Annotated in this window: 18 protein-coding genes; 4 read left to right on the plus strand and 14 right to left on the minus strand. The window is 25.0% G+C overall.

The window, feature by feature from the left end; all coding sequences use genetic code 11:
* Positions 1-4: 4 nt before the first annotated feature.
* From ACFIJ5_RS14275 to ACFIJ5_RS14285, 3 genes are all read right to left on the minus strand, one after another.
* Positions 5-526 (minus strand): hypothetical protein, encoded by a 522-nt coding sequence (locus ACFIJ5_RS14275; RefSeq protein ID WP_379808194.1) that lies wholly within the window; start codon positions 524-526, stop codon positions 5-7.
* A 6-nt stretch (positions 527-532) separates the two neighbouring features.
* Positions 533-1,615 (minus strand): DUF4352 domain-containing protein, encoded by a 1,083-nt coding sequence (locus ACFIJ5_RS14280; protein WP_379808196.1) that lies wholly within the window; start codon positions 1,613-1,615, stop codon positions 533-535.
* 450 nt (positions 1,616-2,065) lie between these two features.
* Positions 2,066-2,353 (minus strand): hypothetical protein, encoded by a 288-nt coding sequence (locus ACFIJ5_RS14285; RefSeq protein WP_379808198.1) that lies wholly within the window; start codon positions 2,351-2,353, stop codon positions 2,066-2,068.
* 291 nt (positions 2,354-2,644) lie between these two features.
* On the opposite strand from ACFIJ5_RS14285, the gene ACFIJ5_RS14290 reads away from it, so the two are divergent.
* Positions 2,645-3,496, plus strand: coding sequence for a polysaccharide deacetylase family protein (locus tag ACFIJ5_RS14290; RefSeq protein WP_379808200.1), 852 nt, complete (start codon positions 2,645-2,647; stop codon positions 3,494-3,496).
* Between the two features lie 224 nt (positions 3,497-3,720).
* Entirely contained in the window at positions 3,721-5,025 is a 1,305-nt protein-coding gene (locus ACFIJ5_RS14295; RefSeq protein WP_379808202.1) for an MFS transporter, read from the plus strand.
* Between the two features lie 373 nt (positions 5,026-5,398).
* On the opposite strand, the gene ACFIJ5_RS14300 is transcribed toward ACFIJ5_RS14295, so the two are convergent.
* The 9 genes from ACFIJ5_RS14300 to ACFIJ5_RS14340 all read right to left on the minus strand — a co-directional run bounded on the left by ACFIJ5_RS14300 (position 5,399) and on the right by ACFIJ5_RS14340 (position 13,790).
* Positions 5,399-6,130, minus strand: coding sequence for a Panacea domain-containing protein (locus ACFIJ5_RS14300; RefSeq protein ID WP_379808204.1), 732 nt, complete (start codon positions 6,128-6,130; stop codon positions 5,399-5,401).
* A 1-nt stretch (position 6,131) separates the two neighbouring features.
* Positions 6,132-6,818: a hypothetical protein gene (locus ACFIJ5_RS14305; protein WP_379808206.1), complete on the minus strand. Its 687-nt coding sequence runs from the start codon at positions 6,816-6,818 to the stop codon at positions 6,132-6,134.
* 238 nt (positions 6,819-7,056) lie between these two features.
* A complete protein-coding gene (locus ACFIJ5_RS14310; RefSeq protein WP_379808208.1) occupies positions 7,057-8,862 on the minus strand; it encodes a DUF2357 domain-containing protein in 1,806 nt (601 codons plus the stop codon).
* Positions 8,846-10,720, minus strand: a complete 1,875-nt coding sequence (locus ACFIJ5_RS14315; protein WP_379808210.1) for an McrB family protein — start codon at positions 10,718-10,720, stop codon at positions 8,846-8,848. The genes ACFIJ5_RS14310 and ACFIJ5_RS14315 overlap by 17 nt, the downstream gene beginning before the upstream one ends.
* 1 nt (position 10,721) lies before the next feature.
* Positions 10,722-11,633 (minus strand): hypothetical protein, encoded by a 912-nt coding sequence (locus tag ACFIJ5_RS14320; protein WP_379808212.1) that lies wholly within the window; start codon positions 11,631-11,633, stop codon positions 10,722-10,724.
* 424 nt (positions 11,634-12,057) lie between these two features.
* Entirely contained in the window at positions 12,058-12,279 is a 222-nt protein-coding gene (locus ACFIJ5_RS14325; RefSeq protein WP_379808214.1) for a YdbC family protein, read from the minus strand.
* Between the two features lie 107 nt (positions 12,280-12,386).
* Positions 12,387-12,842: a DUF6773 family protein gene (locus ACFIJ5_RS14330; RefSeq protein WP_379808216.1), complete on the minus strand. Its 456-nt coding sequence runs from the start codon at positions 12,840-12,842 to the stop codon at positions 12,387-12,389.
* A 19-nt stretch (positions 12,843-12,861) separates the two neighbouring features.
* A complete protein-coding gene (locus tag ACFIJ5_RS14335; protein ID WP_379808218.1) occupies positions 12,862-13,059 on the minus strand; it encodes a helix-turn-helix transcriptional regulator in 198 nt (65 codons plus the stop codon).
* Positions 13,060-13,247: 188 nt separating this feature from the next.
* Positions 13,248-13,790, minus strand: coding sequence for a signal peptidase II (locus ACFIJ5_RS14340; protein WP_379808220.1), 543 nt, complete (start codon positions 13,788-13,790; stop codon positions 13,248-13,250).
* 238 nt (positions 13,791-14,028) lie between these two features.
* Between ACFIJ5_RS14340 and ACFIJ5_RS14345 the strand changes: the two genes are divergently transcribed.
* Entirely contained in the window at positions 14,029-14,184 is a 156-nt protein-coding gene (locus ACFIJ5_RS14345; protein WP_379808222.1) for a hypothetical protein, read from the plus strand.
* A gap of 113 nt (positions 14,185-14,297) precedes the next feature.
* Here the strand turns inward: ACFIJ5_RS14345 and ACFIJ5_RS14350 are convergent, their stop codons facing one another.
* Complete coding sequence (locus ACFIJ5_RS14350; protein ID WP_379808224.1) at positions 14,298-14,465, minus strand: hypothetical protein; 168 nt, start codon at positions 14,463-14,465, stop codon at positions 14,298-14,300.
* Positions 14,466-14,669: 204 nt separating this feature from the next.
* Here ACFIJ5_RS14350 and ACFIJ5_RS14355 point away from each other — a divergent pair, with 204 nt between their 5' ends.
* On the plus strand, positions 14,670-16,031 hold the full coding sequence (locus tag ACFIJ5_RS14355; protein WP_379808226.1) for a pyridoxal-phosphate dependent enzyme: 1,362 nt from the start codon (positions 14,670-14,672) through the stop codon (positions 16,029-16,031).
* A gap of 75 nt (positions 16,032-16,106) precedes the next feature.
* Here the strand turns inward: ACFIJ5_RS14355 and ACFIJ5_RS14360 are convergent, their stop codons facing one another.
* On the minus strand, positions 16,107-18,116 hold the full coding sequence (locus ACFIJ5_RS14360) for a methyl-accepting chemotaxis protein (RefSeq protein WP_379808228.1): 2,010 nt from the start codon (positions 18,114-18,116) through the stop codon (positions 16,107-16,109).
* Between the last annotated feature and the right edge of the window lie 218 nt (positions 18,117-18,334).

Here is an 18,334-nt window from a genome sequence, read left to right on the forward strand (position 1 = left end):
AATGCTAGCATCTATAGTGATCAAATGTGTACTTATTTCTTCTATAAATAAAATTACATATATAATGTAGTGATGAAATATACTGTCTTCTTTCCTTTGTAATAGTAGGATTTTCTAATTCATTTTGTAAAGAAGTTAAATTATTCTTTATTGTTGGTATGTACTGTCTCATTGCTTTCTTTTTCTTAATTGCCATTGGAAAAATTGAAATAAATCCCATAGCAAATGTTACAAAAATTATAAATTCTATAGTAAATCGAATAAAATCTATTTGAGGGTCCATTTTTGCCCAAACATAACTTACTATAACAACAACAGCTACAACAATTAAATATAATTTAGCGAAAACACTCTTCTTATCATATTTATCATAATATTTATTGAATGGATCATTGTTTTCTAAAAGCTCGTACAAATATTCTTTATATGGACTATCTTCAATAGTTCTATTTTTATTTTCTAAAGCTGCCTTAACTTCATTTGCTATTCCACATTTTAAATTTTCACTTAATTGCATAGAATCCATATTTAATTACTCCTTATTCTTTTCTTCTATATTCTTTTTTAACAATATTTTTTCTGTAAGCTTCTTGTGCTTTCTGTTATATGATGTATAAATCAAATATTCTGGTTCCTCATTACTTGGTACAAGAAAATAAATATCTCCACTTGTCTTTTCCTCATTATCCAAAAATCCTGTTTTCAACTCATTAGGATCTGATATACTAAACCATCTGTATTCCTGTCCATCCTTATCAACAAGTTTAAAAGTTACTGGACTATATTTCCTACCTTTTCCATCATTTCTTTGAAAACTTTGAAGTAACACATTTACCCTAAATAACTGAATAGGATTGCTGTTACCGTATGTTGTATGTTCTGCTTCTTCTACTGTTATTCCTAAATTATTACATACAACCATTTCACCAATTGATGCTACTTTTTTATTGTCCATTTGCACCTTAAATACTAAAGTTCCTAACAATGCAACTATTATTAATATTTCTACTAGTATAGGCATTCTTGCAAACTTACTAAAAACAAATGGAAGTTTTAAATTTTTTACTTTTCCTTTAGTTTTTAAAAATTCTCTTACATTATTAGTTTGGTGTTCACCTAACTTTTCTTTTGAAATATAATAACCATTTAAGTATTCAGTTTCTAATAAAAAATAATTATTTACCTCATACATATCAAGTTCATTGTATTTAATAACTTTTTTAACCCCTGTAATATTGTAAAATATAACTAAAAATTCCTCACATAAATATAATTCATAAGTGCTTGTTTCAATTGAGTATGTACGTTCTGGCCTAGAATTCCACATGCACTTATCACTATTACCTGCAAAAACCAGCATAAAACACAAAGCACAAAGTATCCAAAATGTACAATTTTGATACCAAGCTACATGTTTGAAATACATTGATTTTGAATATACTACTGTTTTTAACAAACTTATTATAAAAATTGCTATTGTACCTAAAATTGCTCTTTTATATCTAATACGAGCTTTCCTATCTTTATAGCCATCTAGTAATTCTTCTTCTTTATACTTACAGTTAAGCCTATACATGCAGTTTCTCAATTGTTCATCTTGATTATTTATTTCCAAACCACATCCCCCTTTTGTTCATCAATTTTAGAATTTCTATCTTATTTAAACAAGTTTTTATAATATTTAAACAAATTTTGATGATTTTTAAACATTTTTTAATGATTTTGACTTTAAAATAAGCTTTCCTCTCATTTTTTAACTTACATCTACATTAATTTATATAATATATCATTATTTATCTCATTAGGCAAATTTTTCTTATTAATTACAAATAGTAATATTAATATAATCACTTATGTCAAATGTATTCTCCATTTGTTTTTTATTCATTTCCCGCAACGACTGTATTTCATCTGCGAAAGTTGAGTTATTAATTCTAGACACTTATTGGCAAAAAAAATAACCAACCAAATGGTTGATTTAATAAAATTGAAATAAATATTTCGTAGTGAACGCCTTAGTAAACTATTGTAATATATTTAGGGATTATTAAGAAATAACATTAGTCTAGCAAATATTTTTATTTTTATATCTGATTTTTTGCTTATTTTCTTTTACTTCTTTTAGTTTTTGTATCTTTTTTATATATAGTTCATCTGTAGATAATCTCATACATGCTACCATCATATAAAGTGACTTTGGAACTATCCTATTTTTAGTTAAGCTTATACATTTTTTTGCTGCTCCAATACTTTTAAAGTGACTGTGATTTTTATACTCTCCTTCTGAATTAATCACCACATATCCACGTCTGCCTTTTTTTACGTAGTAATTGTCATCATGCAAAATTATCATTCAATCACTCCTTTGATTATCTAATACTATTATATGCAATACCACCATAATAAGATTCCCAATAAAGTAATTAAGCTAATTTTAAGTTCCCTTGTCATAAAATGGCTGATTATATTTTGTTATATGTACGTATTGTTAAACGCCTAGTAACAAAGAATAATCGTAAGAATTTAATTTATAAGCAAAATATAATATGATTTATTCAAAATAATAAAGTTATGGTAAAAACAGTTGAAAATCTATAAAACAAAATACACAAATTCCAATAATTTAAAAAGGGAGCTGATGAATTTGACAAAAAAAATAGATAAAAAAATCAAAGTAAAAAATATTTTAATTTTACTAGTATCCTTTAATCTATTTTTTTTATGTAGTAAAATATATAATCCTTTTAATGAAAAAAAAGTAGAAGCTAAACCTTTAAGTGAATACTCTAATGAAATACAAAGTTCTGAAAAGAAGTATACTTATGATGTAAAAAAAATAAAGAATGCACTAGAGAAAAATCATCAAATAGACAATGAAAAATTAGCTTTTTTAACTTTTGATGATGGCCCATCTGTTATTACTCCTAAAGTACTAAATGTATTAAAACAGTCAAATGTAAAAGCAACCTTTTTTTTAGTTGGAAGAGCAATAGAGCATACTGATCTTAATAAAAAATTAGTTAAAAAAATTTATGAAGAAGGTCATTCTTTAGGAAATCATTCTTATTCTCATCTTTTAAATAAATTATATCCAAAAAACAAAATTAATATAGAAACTTGTATCAATGAAATAAATAAAACTAATAACTTGATTAAAAAAATTGTTGGACAAAATTTCACTACACGAGTTGTAAGAATACCTGGAGGTTTCTTCTCTAGAAGATACTACAAAGACCCTAACTTAAATAAATTTGAAGCTGAATTAAAAAAAAATAATATGTACAACATAGATTGGAACATCTACGCTTTAGATTGTGAGGCTAAGAATAAAAATGCAGGTGAAATATTTGAAGCAGTAAAAAATTCCGTAGGAAATAAACGAAAAGTGGTTATATTAATGCATGATTCATATGGAAAAGAAGAAACAGTTAAGGCACTCCCTAGAATTATAAATTATCTAAAAGGTAAAGGATTTAAATTTAAAGTAATCAAATAATCACCAAAAGTTATTCTGGAAAATTTTGCACCCCAGGGGTCCTTCCATATTTTGGACCCCTGGGGTGCAAAATATGGAAGGTTCATTCTTTTTTGCTGTAATTTACAGCTTAAATTAATGAACTGTCCCTTACTTTTTTAAAAATATTACATTTATATAATAGTTTATGATATAATAATTTTTTACATAAATTTACCAACAAGAATACAAAAAGGGGGCATAGTATGGAAAATTTAAATCTAAATACACAATCTAAAAAACAAAAGAAACTAATATGTAATATGACTTTACTATTACTAGGACAATTAGTATCATTATTTGGTTCGTATATTTACAGCTTTGCTATAAGCCTTTATGTATTAAAAACCACATCAAGTGGAATTACTTTTGCTGCTACAATGGTTTTTGGAACATTACCTAGAATTATTTTTGGACCAATTGCAGGAGTAATTGCAGACAAAATTAACAGAAAGAAAATGGTAGTTATTATGGATGTTTTAAGTGGACTTATAGTTATGGCTTTATTTGCAGCTGCTACTATAGATACTTTAAGAGTACCATATATCTACACAGCTTCATTTTTATTATCAACCTGTAGTACATTTTTCGATATACCCTTTAAAGCATCTATCCCAAATATTGTTGATGATAAAAATTTAATGAGAATCAATTCTTTGAGTAATGCTATTTCCTCTATAGCACAAATAAGTGGACCTTTTTTAGGAGGATTAATATTTGCTTTTATCGATATTAAACTATTCTTAATTATCAATAGTATATCTTTTATAATATCTGGTATTACGGAAATGTTTATTGACTTTAATTTTAATAAAACAAAAGGAAATACAGAAATAAATAATACTATTGAAAACAAATCAAAAGATTCAATGATTACTTCCTTTTTTAAGCAATTTAACGAAGGTTTTAAATTTCTCAAATCCCAAAAAGCTCTTTTTATATTATCTATGTTCCTTATATTCTTAAATTTTTTATTTATGCTTGGAAGCATAGTTCCTTATTCATATATACTCGTTAAAGTAGTTGGTGTTTCTGAATCTCAATTTGGAATACTAGAAGCTATATTTCCAGTTGGAATGCTTATAGGTGCAGCTATTTTATCTATACTTCCAGAAAAAGATAAGAAATTCAAAACACTAATTTTTAATCTTTTAATTACAGAAATATGTATAATTTTTATTGGAATACCTGTCATACCAAGTTTAATGATTTTTGACAACTTAACATATTTTATATTTTATATGGTTGACTTTTTTATATTAGGTGTAGCTATTTCAATAGTAAATATTCCTTTAAATGTAATGATACAGCGAGAAACCCCTGACAATTTGCGCGGAAGAGTTCAATCACTTATATCAACACTTTCTAATGTTTTAACCCCTTTTGCCATGATTTTATCTGGAATATTACTAGACTTATTACCTTCATATATACTACCAATTACCGCAGGAACACTTTTATTAATTTTTACATTATATATGGCATGCAATAAACATATAAAGACTATTTAGATTTGGAAATTTTTGCACCCCAGGGGTCGTTACAAAAATAGGAAATTTAATAATATTTCAAGCATACTAAGTCTAGATAATTCTCAAAGTGATTATTTTAAAGCTAATGTTGAATCTATTGTGACAATAAATTAATTAAAAAATTAAGCTTCAAACCTAGTGATATTCCTGAAAAAAATCAACATAGACGTTAAAAGCGTAAAAAAACTTTCTTTCAAAAAAGACGGTTATGCTTGTATTGGTTTGGGAGAAATTACTGTGAAATAAAATCAAAGGGAAGGTTCATTATTTTACTGTAAATTACGTAAAGTAATGAACCTTCCATCTTTATTATGTTTTTATATTACCTTTACTATTCTAATTTTTATTAATATTAATTCATATTTTTTACATATTCTTTTATAAGATTTTTAGGTATTATATTACCTTTGCCTTGCCCATTTTGATATATTAAATCCCAGGGTCCCCCTTTTATATGGCTTTGATCAACTAATTTTGTTGCACTACAATTGCCATATTTTCTTATAGTTTCATCCAATGCCATCAATATCTCATTGTATTCTGGTATTTTAGTTATTCGTGAATATACTTCTAAATATATGCTATCTTTATCTTTTAATTTTATTATATCTCTTCCATATTCTTTTAATTCTTTATATACCTTAAATATTACTGGACCATATGTCCATGCTTTAAAATCTTCTTTCCAAATATCTTTTTTATATTTTCTATGATATTCACACCAAAAGAAATAAATTAATTTTTGAGCCTGTAACTGTGTACAGTTACATCTTGAAACTATTAATTTAGCAATATCTACAGGATCAATAGTTGTATCATTTTTTACTAGTTTTTTAAAATCTTCTAAACTTGAAACAAGTTCTACATCACTGAAAAATCCATCATATTCAAAAACAGATTTCCATGACTTATTGTTAGTTTGCACATGATGAAATCCAAAATTTATGTGTCTAAATTCTCCTTTCAATTGTTCAAACATTTTAAAAAAACTTTTTATTTTATCTACAGACTCATAAACATTATGATATGCAATTCTTTTTCCATAACTATAATCACTGTAAATTATAATTAGATGTTGATACATACTACTCACCCCTTTCAAATAAATTATTTTTATAATCATATGGCCACATTGTATATTCTTTTTTATATGCTTCATGTGACTTTAAATTAACTTTTTCATTTTTCAAATCCCATACTTGCAATTCTACAGGAAAACTTTTATTATCTATTCCTTGAAAATAAATATGATGTGCCTTATATTTTCCATTAATTCTATCCAAATGCTTAATTCTAAAACCATTAACTTTTATTTTATCTAAACATTCAATCAAATTTTCAATATTACCACTATACTGTGAATCTATTATTCGAAATCCCAATAAATCATTTAAACACTTAACTATTGGAAATTTTCCACTATCTTGATTACTTTTTTTATACATTTTTAATATTATGGAGTCTTGATTTTTAATTCTTCCACTTATAAATATATTACATTCTTTATATATTCTCTCCAAAATATTTGAATATAAACTATCTAATGTATATATATATTCATCCATATACTTCTTAAATTCTTCATTAATAGATTTTTTATTATCCGGATTAAAACATACATCACATATACAAGTTTTTTTTAAATTATATGATTTTGTTTGTTTATTTATCCATTTTTTTACATGTTTATTGTGTTCTTCATATATTATATGAACTATTTTTTCATAAGTTTCTATATTCATATTATTAACTGAATCACATCCATTAGACATTTCTTAGCTAAATATTCTTCTGGCTAGCTTGTCCTATTATTTTTTTTACTCAAAATGTTTTTATTATATACCATAATTATAATATATTTTTTGTCATTTGAAAACTTATTATTTTACTAAGTTTCTGTTTATTAAGCTAATGGTAGTTTTAAACTATAAAGTATGATTCATTATTTTTAGTATAAAATGTAGGTTAAAATAATAAATAGTACCTGTTACTTTTCCTAATTATCTAAAATCAATTAATTCCATATCTTTTAGCTCTATCTATAAGTTCTTGTATAGCTTCTACTATTTGGTATTCTATTTCACCATTTATAGAGTCAGGAGTAAATTTTATAAACTTCAAGTTAATATCTTTAATTTCATCAACATCTTCTATTTTTTTAGTTGATTTTGGATAAAATATTAATACTTTTTTAATAGGACGAATATCTGTATTTCCTTCTGTTTCCAATCTTTTTTTGAACAAATGAATCGATTGACAATTACATCCGTATGCAGTTAATTGTTTAATTACATTAGATTCTTTCTTATTTTGATATATAATATAGTTTTTATTCCAAAGAACTAATCTATCTCTATATTTAGATTCCAAAATTACACTACCGATATATATTTCTTCAATATACAAATCGATTCTTCCATCGGGTCTATTATTACTTCTAGTTATATATATTGGCATTTTTGTAGATGATGTGTTTATACTATTATACGGAATTTTTTCATCATATACTAAATTTAACTTTATATTTCTCTTTTTAAATGTTATTTTTGTTCCACTTTCTAAATTTGGAATTAATATTTTATTTGAGACAATTTTTTTGTCAAAAATCCATCCTCCTGTAGCCTTAAATAACAATTTATCTCCCATTATTATTTTAGATATTTTTATAAAACACCACATTTCATACAATTTATCTGTTCTTTTCCATTGAAATGCATATTTATTATCTAAAGTTATACTAAAATCATTATTTTTCAATTCTCTATATAATTTATATATGCAATTATACCTTGCATCATAAAATAATGTATGTGGGCTGTATATTTTCGTTTTATATGAAATATTTTTAAACCATTGTACTGTATTTAAAACATTAATTGAATTTTTCATTTTTGCAGCAGTTTCAATTAATGATTCCAAAAATTTAATATTTTCTAATTCATTTTTTATTTCATTTTCATTTCCTCTATATTTATTTAACTCATTTATAAACTTATCCTTTTGTATTCTAAAATTCTTACTTTTTTCTATAAATTCATCTAAATATTGTGATATTTCCTTTATTATTTTTTTTATCCACTGATTTTCAGGTAAATTATAATCCAATACTGTTATAGGCTCTTTCAAAAATCCTTCTTTTATATTACCTTCTAAATAACTTTTTATTGTAACCTCATCAATAAATTTTACTTCATCTTCTTTAACAATTTTATATATTTTTTTTATTTTATAATTTGGCTTAATTTTTAGATCTTCTATTGCTGACATTATATTTGAAAACTTACTTTTTATCATTAAAAATTTACAAAATTCAATAGGTATATTTTCCATTTTTATTTCGCCTATTGATAGATTTTTTTTTATTAGTTCAAAGGCTAATCCATTAATTTCTTTTTCCAAATCGCTTTTTATTGTATCTAATTCATGTTTCTCTAAATATTTAGCTTCAATCTCAATCATTGAATAATAACTTTTATCACTTATTTTTAAAATAACCCTAGAAAACCCAGGTATTAGAGGAAATCTATCCTTATTATATATCAAAATTTTTTCTTTTGATGGTCTTATATATACTTCTCCTTCTTCATCTTGTATAACTATATCCTCATCAACTGTTTCTAAACCATCCATATATAGTTTTGCATTATTATCATCACATTTAAACTTAATATACGTTTCTTTATTTTCTTTTATTTTTATGTATTTATCTGGATTATTATAACATTCTAATTCAGATAAAAAAAACCTACACTTCTTTTCAATACCTTGATAAAAACTAACTTCAATATCATTTAGCTCTTTATATTGTGTATCCATATATTTTCAACTCTTTCGCTTTTTCTCTTATACATTCTTTTGATTTATTAAATTCTGATACATCATTATACGCATTAAATAAATTAATAATAATACTATCCTCTACACACTCCTCATCTCTATTATAATGCCCTATTAAACTTTCTATTTGATCTTGTGAACCTCTAATTTTGGTTAAAACTCTTTGTACTATCTGTAAATCTAGAGCACCTTTTCTATCTAAAATATTATTTTCTGGTATATTTTTCAAATAACAGTCTATTTGTTTTACAATTCTAAATCCAATTCCTATATTTTTATTAGTTTTGTTCATTTCTATATTTATTTTATTTAATAATTCTAATTCCCTATCTGTTAAAATAATCTCCAACATATTAGATTTATATCGATTATATTTTCCAAAAGTAATTTCATCATATTTACTTTTCTTTTCTATCTTAACCTTCTTTAGTTTTTTATAATCTTCAATACCCAACGTAATAACATTTGCTCTATCTAGTACTTTATCTGAAAAATGATAAGTAGATTCATCTATATTAACTGTTCCAACAAAAAGTATATTATCTCTTATTTCAATTTCTGATGGATATTTATCTGAATTATATAACTTACTTTCTAAATCTTTACTATACAACTTCACCTTCCTATTTATACTGTCCATTTCTAATACTGATAGAAACTGAGAAAAATAGTACTCAACTCTTGCTAAATTCATTTCATCAAAACAAATAATATATAGTTTATCTGCATTATCTTTTGCTTGTACTAGTGTATCAATTAAATTGGTATCACCTGGCTTATATATATTGTGTATAGAGTCTACATATCCTAATAAATCCCTATCATCTGCCCACGACGGTCTAACTGGTATTATACTTAATTGAGATGAATCAAGACCTAACGCCTCACCATACATTTGTACTAATTTACTTTTTCCTGTTCCACTCATACCTGACAATATAACTAAATTTGATATTTTCATCGCTGTATGAAAATTAATTAAATCTTTTTCGTTATATACCAAACCTGCCTTTCTTGTTCTCTCTATAAATTTATTTATAAACTCATTTTCTTCTAATTTCTCATTTTTATCATTTTTGTTAAAATTATCATTCTTACCACATTCATTTAAAATATCTATTCCTTCTTCTATGTTTTTTTCCATATCTGTATAAACATCAGTCCCCATAAATAATATATTTCTAATTTCTGAACTATTTATTATATTTGAATACCAATCTTCTTTAAATTTTTGATATTTCAAAAATTCATAGTTGAACTTTATTTTTCCTCTTGAGTAAATATGACTAGTAAATTCTCCTATCATTCTTAATTCTTTTTTATCTTCCCATGCAATTATAGATGGAGTATCTGATTGTTCTTTAGATACTCCATCAGCCATATCTAAGAACTCATTTTTAATTAATAAATGTGTAAATTCATCAATTGACCTATATGAGCTATTAGGCTTAAATAACGGGACTGGTATATATTTTGACCCCTTATTATAATCTTTAGGTTTTACTACTTGTACAACTTCTCTAATTAAAAAATTTTCTCCTCTTTGAACTGGTTTAAAAATCAATAAATATTTATCTAAAAATTTCTTTAATTTTTCAACCCTCTCCTCCTTTGATAAAGTTATATCATCTTCAAATTCTAAATCTTGTATATTTGAAGTATATCCTGTAAAATATCTAACATTAGGAAAATTTTCTGGTTGATCTGATATTGGTTTTATATAAAACTGTAATGCGTCACAATTATTTATAAAAACACTATTTTTCCACATTCCTCCATCTATTTCATTTGCTTCTGCTAAAGTTCCTACCATATATATATCCCAATTTATATCCATATTAACATTTCTCCTTTTTTACATATTCTTTTAATTTTTTATATGAAGGAAAATCTCTTTTTTTCATTTTATCTATCTTATTTTCAATATTTTTTTTGTCTAAATAAGATATTTTATATGATAATATCCATGCTTCATCAAACTCATTAATATCTACATTTAAATCACTTAGTTCATTTTCATCAATTGTATATATATCATATTTTTCTGTATCAATTATTTTTTTTGATTTTATTTCTCCAAAAACTATTATCTTCTTTCTCTTTTCTTTTTTTTCTCTTTCTAGCATATCAATTTTAAAATTTAAATTCTTATTAATATCCTCTAGTTTTTTTATAATTACATTTTCTTTATCTAATTCATTCAGTTGATTTTTTAATTGGTTCAGTTGATTTTTTTCTACATTTTTTAATTTATCGTATTTATCTTTAATATTGTAAAATTCTTCTTTGTATCTCTTATTTTCTTTACTTAATTTTTCACTTTCTTTTTTTACCTTTATATTTTCTTCTTTTAATAATAAATTTTCTTTTCTAAAATTTTTTAAATTAATTTTTGTTTTTTCATTATATTCTTCTAATCTAATATTTTTCTTTCTAATAGTATCAATTTCTTTAATTAATTTATCTTTTTCAATTTTACAATTCGAAATTTCTGTAATATTATCTGTTTCTTTTTCTTTACATTTCAATAAATTTTGATATTTATCAGGATTTAATATCTTTTCTACTTTCTTTCTGTATTTCTTTTTTAACAATTCTCTAACTATTAAATTTTGAGGTGGTATTAAAACTCCTTTTTTAACATTTATATCTCTAAATCCATTTATTTTTAAATTAACATTCCTTGATACTTCTATTAATTTAGGATTACTTAATTTTTTTAAAATACATTCAACACTTTTATCATCCATAAGTTTCTTTTGATTATACCTCCATTTAATGAATTTTAATACTATATTAGATAATTTTAGCTATATATATTATAATATATTTTTTTCAGTTTATAAACTTTAAAAATAATATTTTTACATTTTTTTACATTATTCAATTTAAACATACATATTGTACTATAATTTCAAATTTTAAAAACAATGTTTATTCTAATTTTTTATTTGAATATAAAATTAAATTTCTAGTTTTACCCATTGTGAAAGCACCAGATATCTCGTACCCGGTGCTTTCACAATATTTATATTCTTTTTATTCAACTTTCACAGTACAAAAATACTGTCTAGCAAAGCAAATGATATATTGCGTAAAAAACATTTGAAAAATATTTTAGAACAATATATCATTTTCTGCAGACATTGTTTTCATCTATGAAAGTTGAATTTTTTACAACTCCATGCCATTCAAAAGATCTCTCAAATTCTTCAATTCTTCCACTGACAAAGTTATACCTTTGCCCATTTTTTCATGCTCTGGTGCCCAATCTCTTAAATCAAACTTAGGCTTTCTTCCATTCCAACTTACTAAGTTCAACTCTTTTTTCCATCCCTTTGGAGATTCTGAAATTTCACCTATGTTTTCTTTAATTTCATATTTTATGTCTGCCATGCTTTATACCTCCTTGTTTTATATTAATATAACCAATATTTTGCTTGTCCCTGGAAAATTTTACACCCCTGGGGTACCTCTATTATTATGAACCGTCCCCCTATATTTTACTCTTCTTCATTCTTTTTATCTCTTCTATAAGAAAATATACTAATAGTTATAACTATACATACCATAACTAATGATGCTATAAATAAAAATTTAACACTACTATCTTGGCTACTTGTAGCTTTAATCTTTATCAAATTATTTTTATTAATAAACACTGATACTACTGCTGAAAACACTGCAAATATAATAAACGATGTAATTTTTTTTGCAACACCTTTACTTGTATTATTTGTAACACCTACATATGCACTAGCCCATATACTTCTAACAATATAATAAGTAACACATACTGACATAATCAAAAATATATTGATAGGATATTCTAACCATCTAATATTTAACCCATAAAGTACTACATCTATAGTAAGCAGCCAAAATAAAATTAAAAATGATTGATTTCCAATTTTATTTCTCTTTTGCAATTGTCTTTCGTCTAATTTATTCATATCCATTTTATTAATCCTCCTTTTCTTAATCCTCCCAAAAAATTTTATCAAGAGTTTTGCCTAATACTTTACAAATTGCAATACATAACTTAATTGATGGATTATAGTCACCATTCTCAATTGCATTAATTGTTTGTCTAGTAACACCAACAGCATTGGCTAAATCCTTTTGGGACATATCCTTAGCAGCCCTTGCTGATTTTAATCGTAAATTTTTACCCATTACCTCACCTCATATAATATGGTAAGATATTATTTACTAAATGTCAAATATATATTACATATAGTAAGATTAATGTTACATATTCAAAAAATATAATGGGGACGGTTCATTAATTCTCACTGTAAACTACAGCAAAAACCAATAAACCGTCCCCTATTTTCTCTTACATATCCATCACTAAATCCTTTTTATTTACTTCCCATATATTTTGACTTTATATATGTTTTGAATTCATTGTAAAAAACTTTTTCATTAACATCATTCAATTTTTTATAATTAAATATTAACCCACCTATTACAATAACTTCACAAATAGATATATAAATATCTTTTAAATCAAATATAAAAAATCCATTTAACCTAATATAATCTAAACTACCACCCCAAAAAATTTTATCAATCAACGAACATACTACCCCTGCACACCATAAACTGAACACATAATGTACAAACATATTAACATGATATTTTTCTTTAAAAAATTGAAAAATCACCACAGAAATTATAAGCATTATAATACAGCAAATGACATGAGGTAATAAACCAATTCCCATTTTACTAAAAGAATTAATCCATGAATAATCTATATTTATGTGAGGTCTAAAACTAATTATATTACCAAGTATATCATATTCTTTATTCATGAAATTTTTAAAAACATAAACTTTTATGATTTGGTCAATTACTGTTAAAATTATCACTGATAGCATTAATTTTAGATTTTTTTTCATATGTATCCTTCTTTCCTATTTTAACTTTTTATTTATCATCATGTACACAATTTACAAAACACATTATATAAAAAGTTAATCCTACTATTTTCATTTCATTATACCATGATTTTACTTTTAAACTTCAAAGCTTGTCTCATTTATGATACAATGTGTCTATGTAATATTTTGTATTATTTATTAATTATATGGTATTTAGTATATTATATCAAAATATAACTGAAGGGAGAATTCTGTAATGACAATAATGCAGGTAGGTGCCGCTATTTTAAACTTTATTATATTAGGATTTGTAATTTATGGATTTGTAGTGCTTATAAAATTTATTCGTAGAATTATAAAAGCACTTGATATTATAGAAAAAAATAACAAACATAAAATTGATGAAAATTAAATGGGGACAGTTCATTCTTTTTTACTGTAAACTACAGCTTAAAGTAATGAACCGTCCCCCTGGTTTTGCACTCTTAATCATTAGAATAACTCCTTATCTCAGTTCTGCCTAAATTAAATTCCATATCCTTTTTGCATTAAATTCATTGTTTGTAGAGATATTATTTTTTCCATTTCTTCTTCATCAATTGTATTTTCCATAACTTCATTCATGTTTTCTGTTTCTATTAATTCACCTGATTCATTCATATTGAAAATTTTTTCTAAAAATCTTTTTAACATATCAATCACCTCTATAATTTATTTTGTTTGTTATCTTATGTGTTAATTATAAAATTTATAGAGGTTTCTAACCATCGAACTATATTACGTTTTTGAATTTTTACCTAACACTTTTGTAAGGTATACGTAATAGAAACTCATAAAAAAAGAATTTTTGTTTAAAATACAATCTAGGGTAGATTTAGTAATTACAAGGAGTGTGATATGTTGAATATAAGAAATAGAATAGGAAAAACTCCATTAATACGAGCAAAAAGGTTAGAAGAAATGCTAGGAATTTCTAAAATATTTTTAAAACTTGAAGGTAATAATCCTAGCGGCAATAAAATAGACCGTGTTGCAATAATGTTAATCAAAGATGCCATAGCAGTAGATAAAACTACTATATGCTTAGGTGGTCATAACGAATTAGCAAAAGCACTAGCTAATACTTCTCAGTTTTATGATATAAACTGCGTATTTGTATTTACCAAAAATAATAGATTACTTAAAAGTCCAATTTTCAAAAAAAATAATATTAAAATAATTCTAAATGATAATAATAACAGACAAGATTGTATTGAAAGAAGTAAAAAGTTATCTAAAGAAAATAATTGGTATAATGCAAATCCTGGTTTTGAAAATGCAATGGTTAACATGACTGCATATTCTACAATTGCTGATGAAATAAATAATCAACTTAAAGAACCTATTACAACTTTGTTTATACAAACAAGTTTTGGATATGCAATATCAGGTTTACACTTAGGTTTTAGGCGATTATGGACAGAAGATACCATAAAAAGAATTCCTATATTATATAGCTGTACAACTAATTATGGAAATATAATCTATGAAGAATACAAAAAAAATAATATGAAATTAGATACTAATATTTTAAAAGATCCTCCTGTTACTAAATATAATAAAAATGTTATAATTTCACAGACAAAAATGTTAAAAAATTCTTTAGATGCAATTTATGATACTGGTGGTTGTGTTACTGGTATCTCTGATGAAGAATTAGAAACTTACGTTAATAAAGCTAAAGAATTAGAAAAAATCAAAATGACTGTTCGAAATGGGTATGCACTTGCAGGTTTTATACAACAAGCTAAAGCTGGTAATTTAACAAATGGAAATCATGTAATAATTTTAAATGACGGTAAAATAAATGTAAATGTTGAAGAAATAAAAAAAGATGATATAGATGTTGATACTATTGTTGACATGTTGTCCTCTTGGCTAATGGAATATACCGATCCAAAGAAAGAAATTAAAGACGCTGTAGAGAATGCTTTTGAAAATGGTCATATATTAGTAGCTACTCATAATAATGATATAACAGGCATTTCCGTTATTGTAAATTTAGGCTTCAAAGACTTTATCCCAACATATCATTTAGGTTATATAGCAACAAAGAAAGGTATAAACGGCAAAGGAATCGCAACTCAATTATTAAGTAGAGCAATAGAAATAACCAACGGAAATATTTCACTTCATGTAGATAGAGATAATAAAAGAGCTATTAAAGTTTATGAGAAAATGGGCTTTCATCAATGTTATATTCGAATGATTCATAAATAACTGTAATTAATTAGGGACGGTTCATTCTTTTTAACTGTAAACTACAACTTAAAGTAATGAACCGTCCCCTTATTTTTAGATTTTAAACTTCTGAACTAATTCATTTAAATTTTGTGCCATTTCCGCTTGATTTTGTGCAGTTTTTGCTACTTCCTCCATGGCCTTTGAAGTTTCATCTACATTTTGTAATATATCATTTGTATGTTCACTAGACTCTTGTGTAGTGTTTGCCACATTTTGAATCGCTTGGCTTACTTGATCAACCGTTGCATTAATTTCTTCTGTCATAGCTGCTAAATCTTCAGACATCTTAGTTACATACTCTGCATCACCATAATACTTGTCTCCCATATCTGCAAAAGAAATAAATTGTGGTTTTACTTGTCCAACCATAAATTTCAAAACTTCATTACTGTTATTAGAAAGATTATTGAAAGCTTCTTGTACCTTAGTAATAGTATTTTGTATTACTGCTACTGTTTTACCAGATTCTTCTGCAAGTTTCCTAACTTCTTCAGCAACTACTGCAAAGCCTTTCCCCTGATCTCCTGCTCTTGCTGCCTCTATAGCTGCATTTAAAGCTAGCAAGTTTGTTTGCTCTGCTATTGTCGCTATCCCATCTGCCATTACTTTTATTTCTTCTACCACTTTACCATCTTTAATAGCTTTTAAAATTTTTGTTTCTTTTTCTTCATATAATTTTCCTGTTTCATCTAATGCATTTTTACCATCTTTTTGAACTTTCACTGCTCTTTCTTTAGACTTATTCGCATTATTACTTCCATCTACTGCTTTCGTTGCCAACTCATTTACACTTGAATCCACTTCTTCTATAGCTGCAGTAATTTCTTCAGTTGCTGCACTAGATTCCTGAGCCTTTTTATTTATTTCACTTGTTGATTCAACAATAACTTCAATTTTAGAATTCATTTCTTCAACTATAGCCGATAATTCTTGACTAGCAGCATTCATCTCAGATGAATTATTCATAATAATTTTTACAAGTTCACCTACATTTTGCTGAGCAGTATTAAGTGCTGCACCTGTTTGTCCAAATTCATCTTCCCTTGTAATTGTAATAGGTGTTGAAAAATCATAATTTGATAATCTTTCTGCTAATTCTTTAATCTTTAATAATGGTTTTGTTATTCCTTTTGATATTATAATGCTTACCATTACCCCTAAAAATATAGCTATACCAAAGAATATAATTTGCATATATTTCAAAGTTGTTATGTCTTTAAATTTAGCATTTTTATCTGTAGCTATTCCTACAAACCATTCAATACCATCTACTGGAGAATATGCCATAAATTTTACTTGACCTTTGTATTTATATTCTCCAAATCCAGCCTCTCCTGCAATCATTTTTCTTTCTAAATTTGCAAGTTCTTTCAATTCTGTTTTGGTTTCTGAAGATTTTATAACATTATCACCATTTAAAACTAAATCCATGTTTTTATGTGATACTTTCGTACCATTTTTATCTATTACAAATCCATAACCATATTTTGAAAACTTCATATTTTGCACTACAGCATTTACATTATTTAAATCTAATGTTCCAATTAATACTCCTATAACTTTTGAATTAGAATTTTTAATTGGCACAGCTATGTCAATTATAGGAGTATTAGTAACACTACTTTTAAATGGATCTGTTATATTTACTTCACCATTAATTGCTTTTTTAAAACATTCTTTTTGAGCAATGTTAAGTATTCCTTCACTGCCCTTACAGTACACCTTCCCATCAGGTTGAATTACTGCAAATTTTTCAAATCCCCAATCTTTACTTTCATTAATTAAAATATTTTTTTGCTTTTCCCATTTCATTGTTTGAATCTCAGGTAACAGTGAAACATTTTTTACAATTTGTATATTTTCTTTCATATAATTAGATATTAACTTTGAAGCATCATCTGCTCTTTTTTGCATATCTCCTGATATTGTACTAATTAATGCTTTTGAAGACATATAATACGCACTACAACTTAAACTACCACAAATAATTAATACTAAAACACATATTTGTAAAATTATCTTATTTCCAATTTTTTTAAATTTAAATGCATCTTTTTTCATATTGTTCTGCCCCTTCGTCTAATAATGTTTTGCTGCATACAGTTACTTTAATTCATTCTCCTTTTTAAGTTAAATTAATCATTTTTATTTATTTTATACATTTTATAATTAAATTTTATAATAATTTATATATTACATTATTTTTCATGTTTTTTCAATTTTTAAGTCATATTTTAAATAATTTTGTTTTAATTTGTAAAAATAAGTACATATAAATT

This window comes from Haloimpatiens myeolchijeotgali (assembly GCF_042688525.2).
Classification (GTDB): Bacteria; Bacillota; Clostridia; order Clostridiales; family Clostridiaceae; genus Haloimpatiens.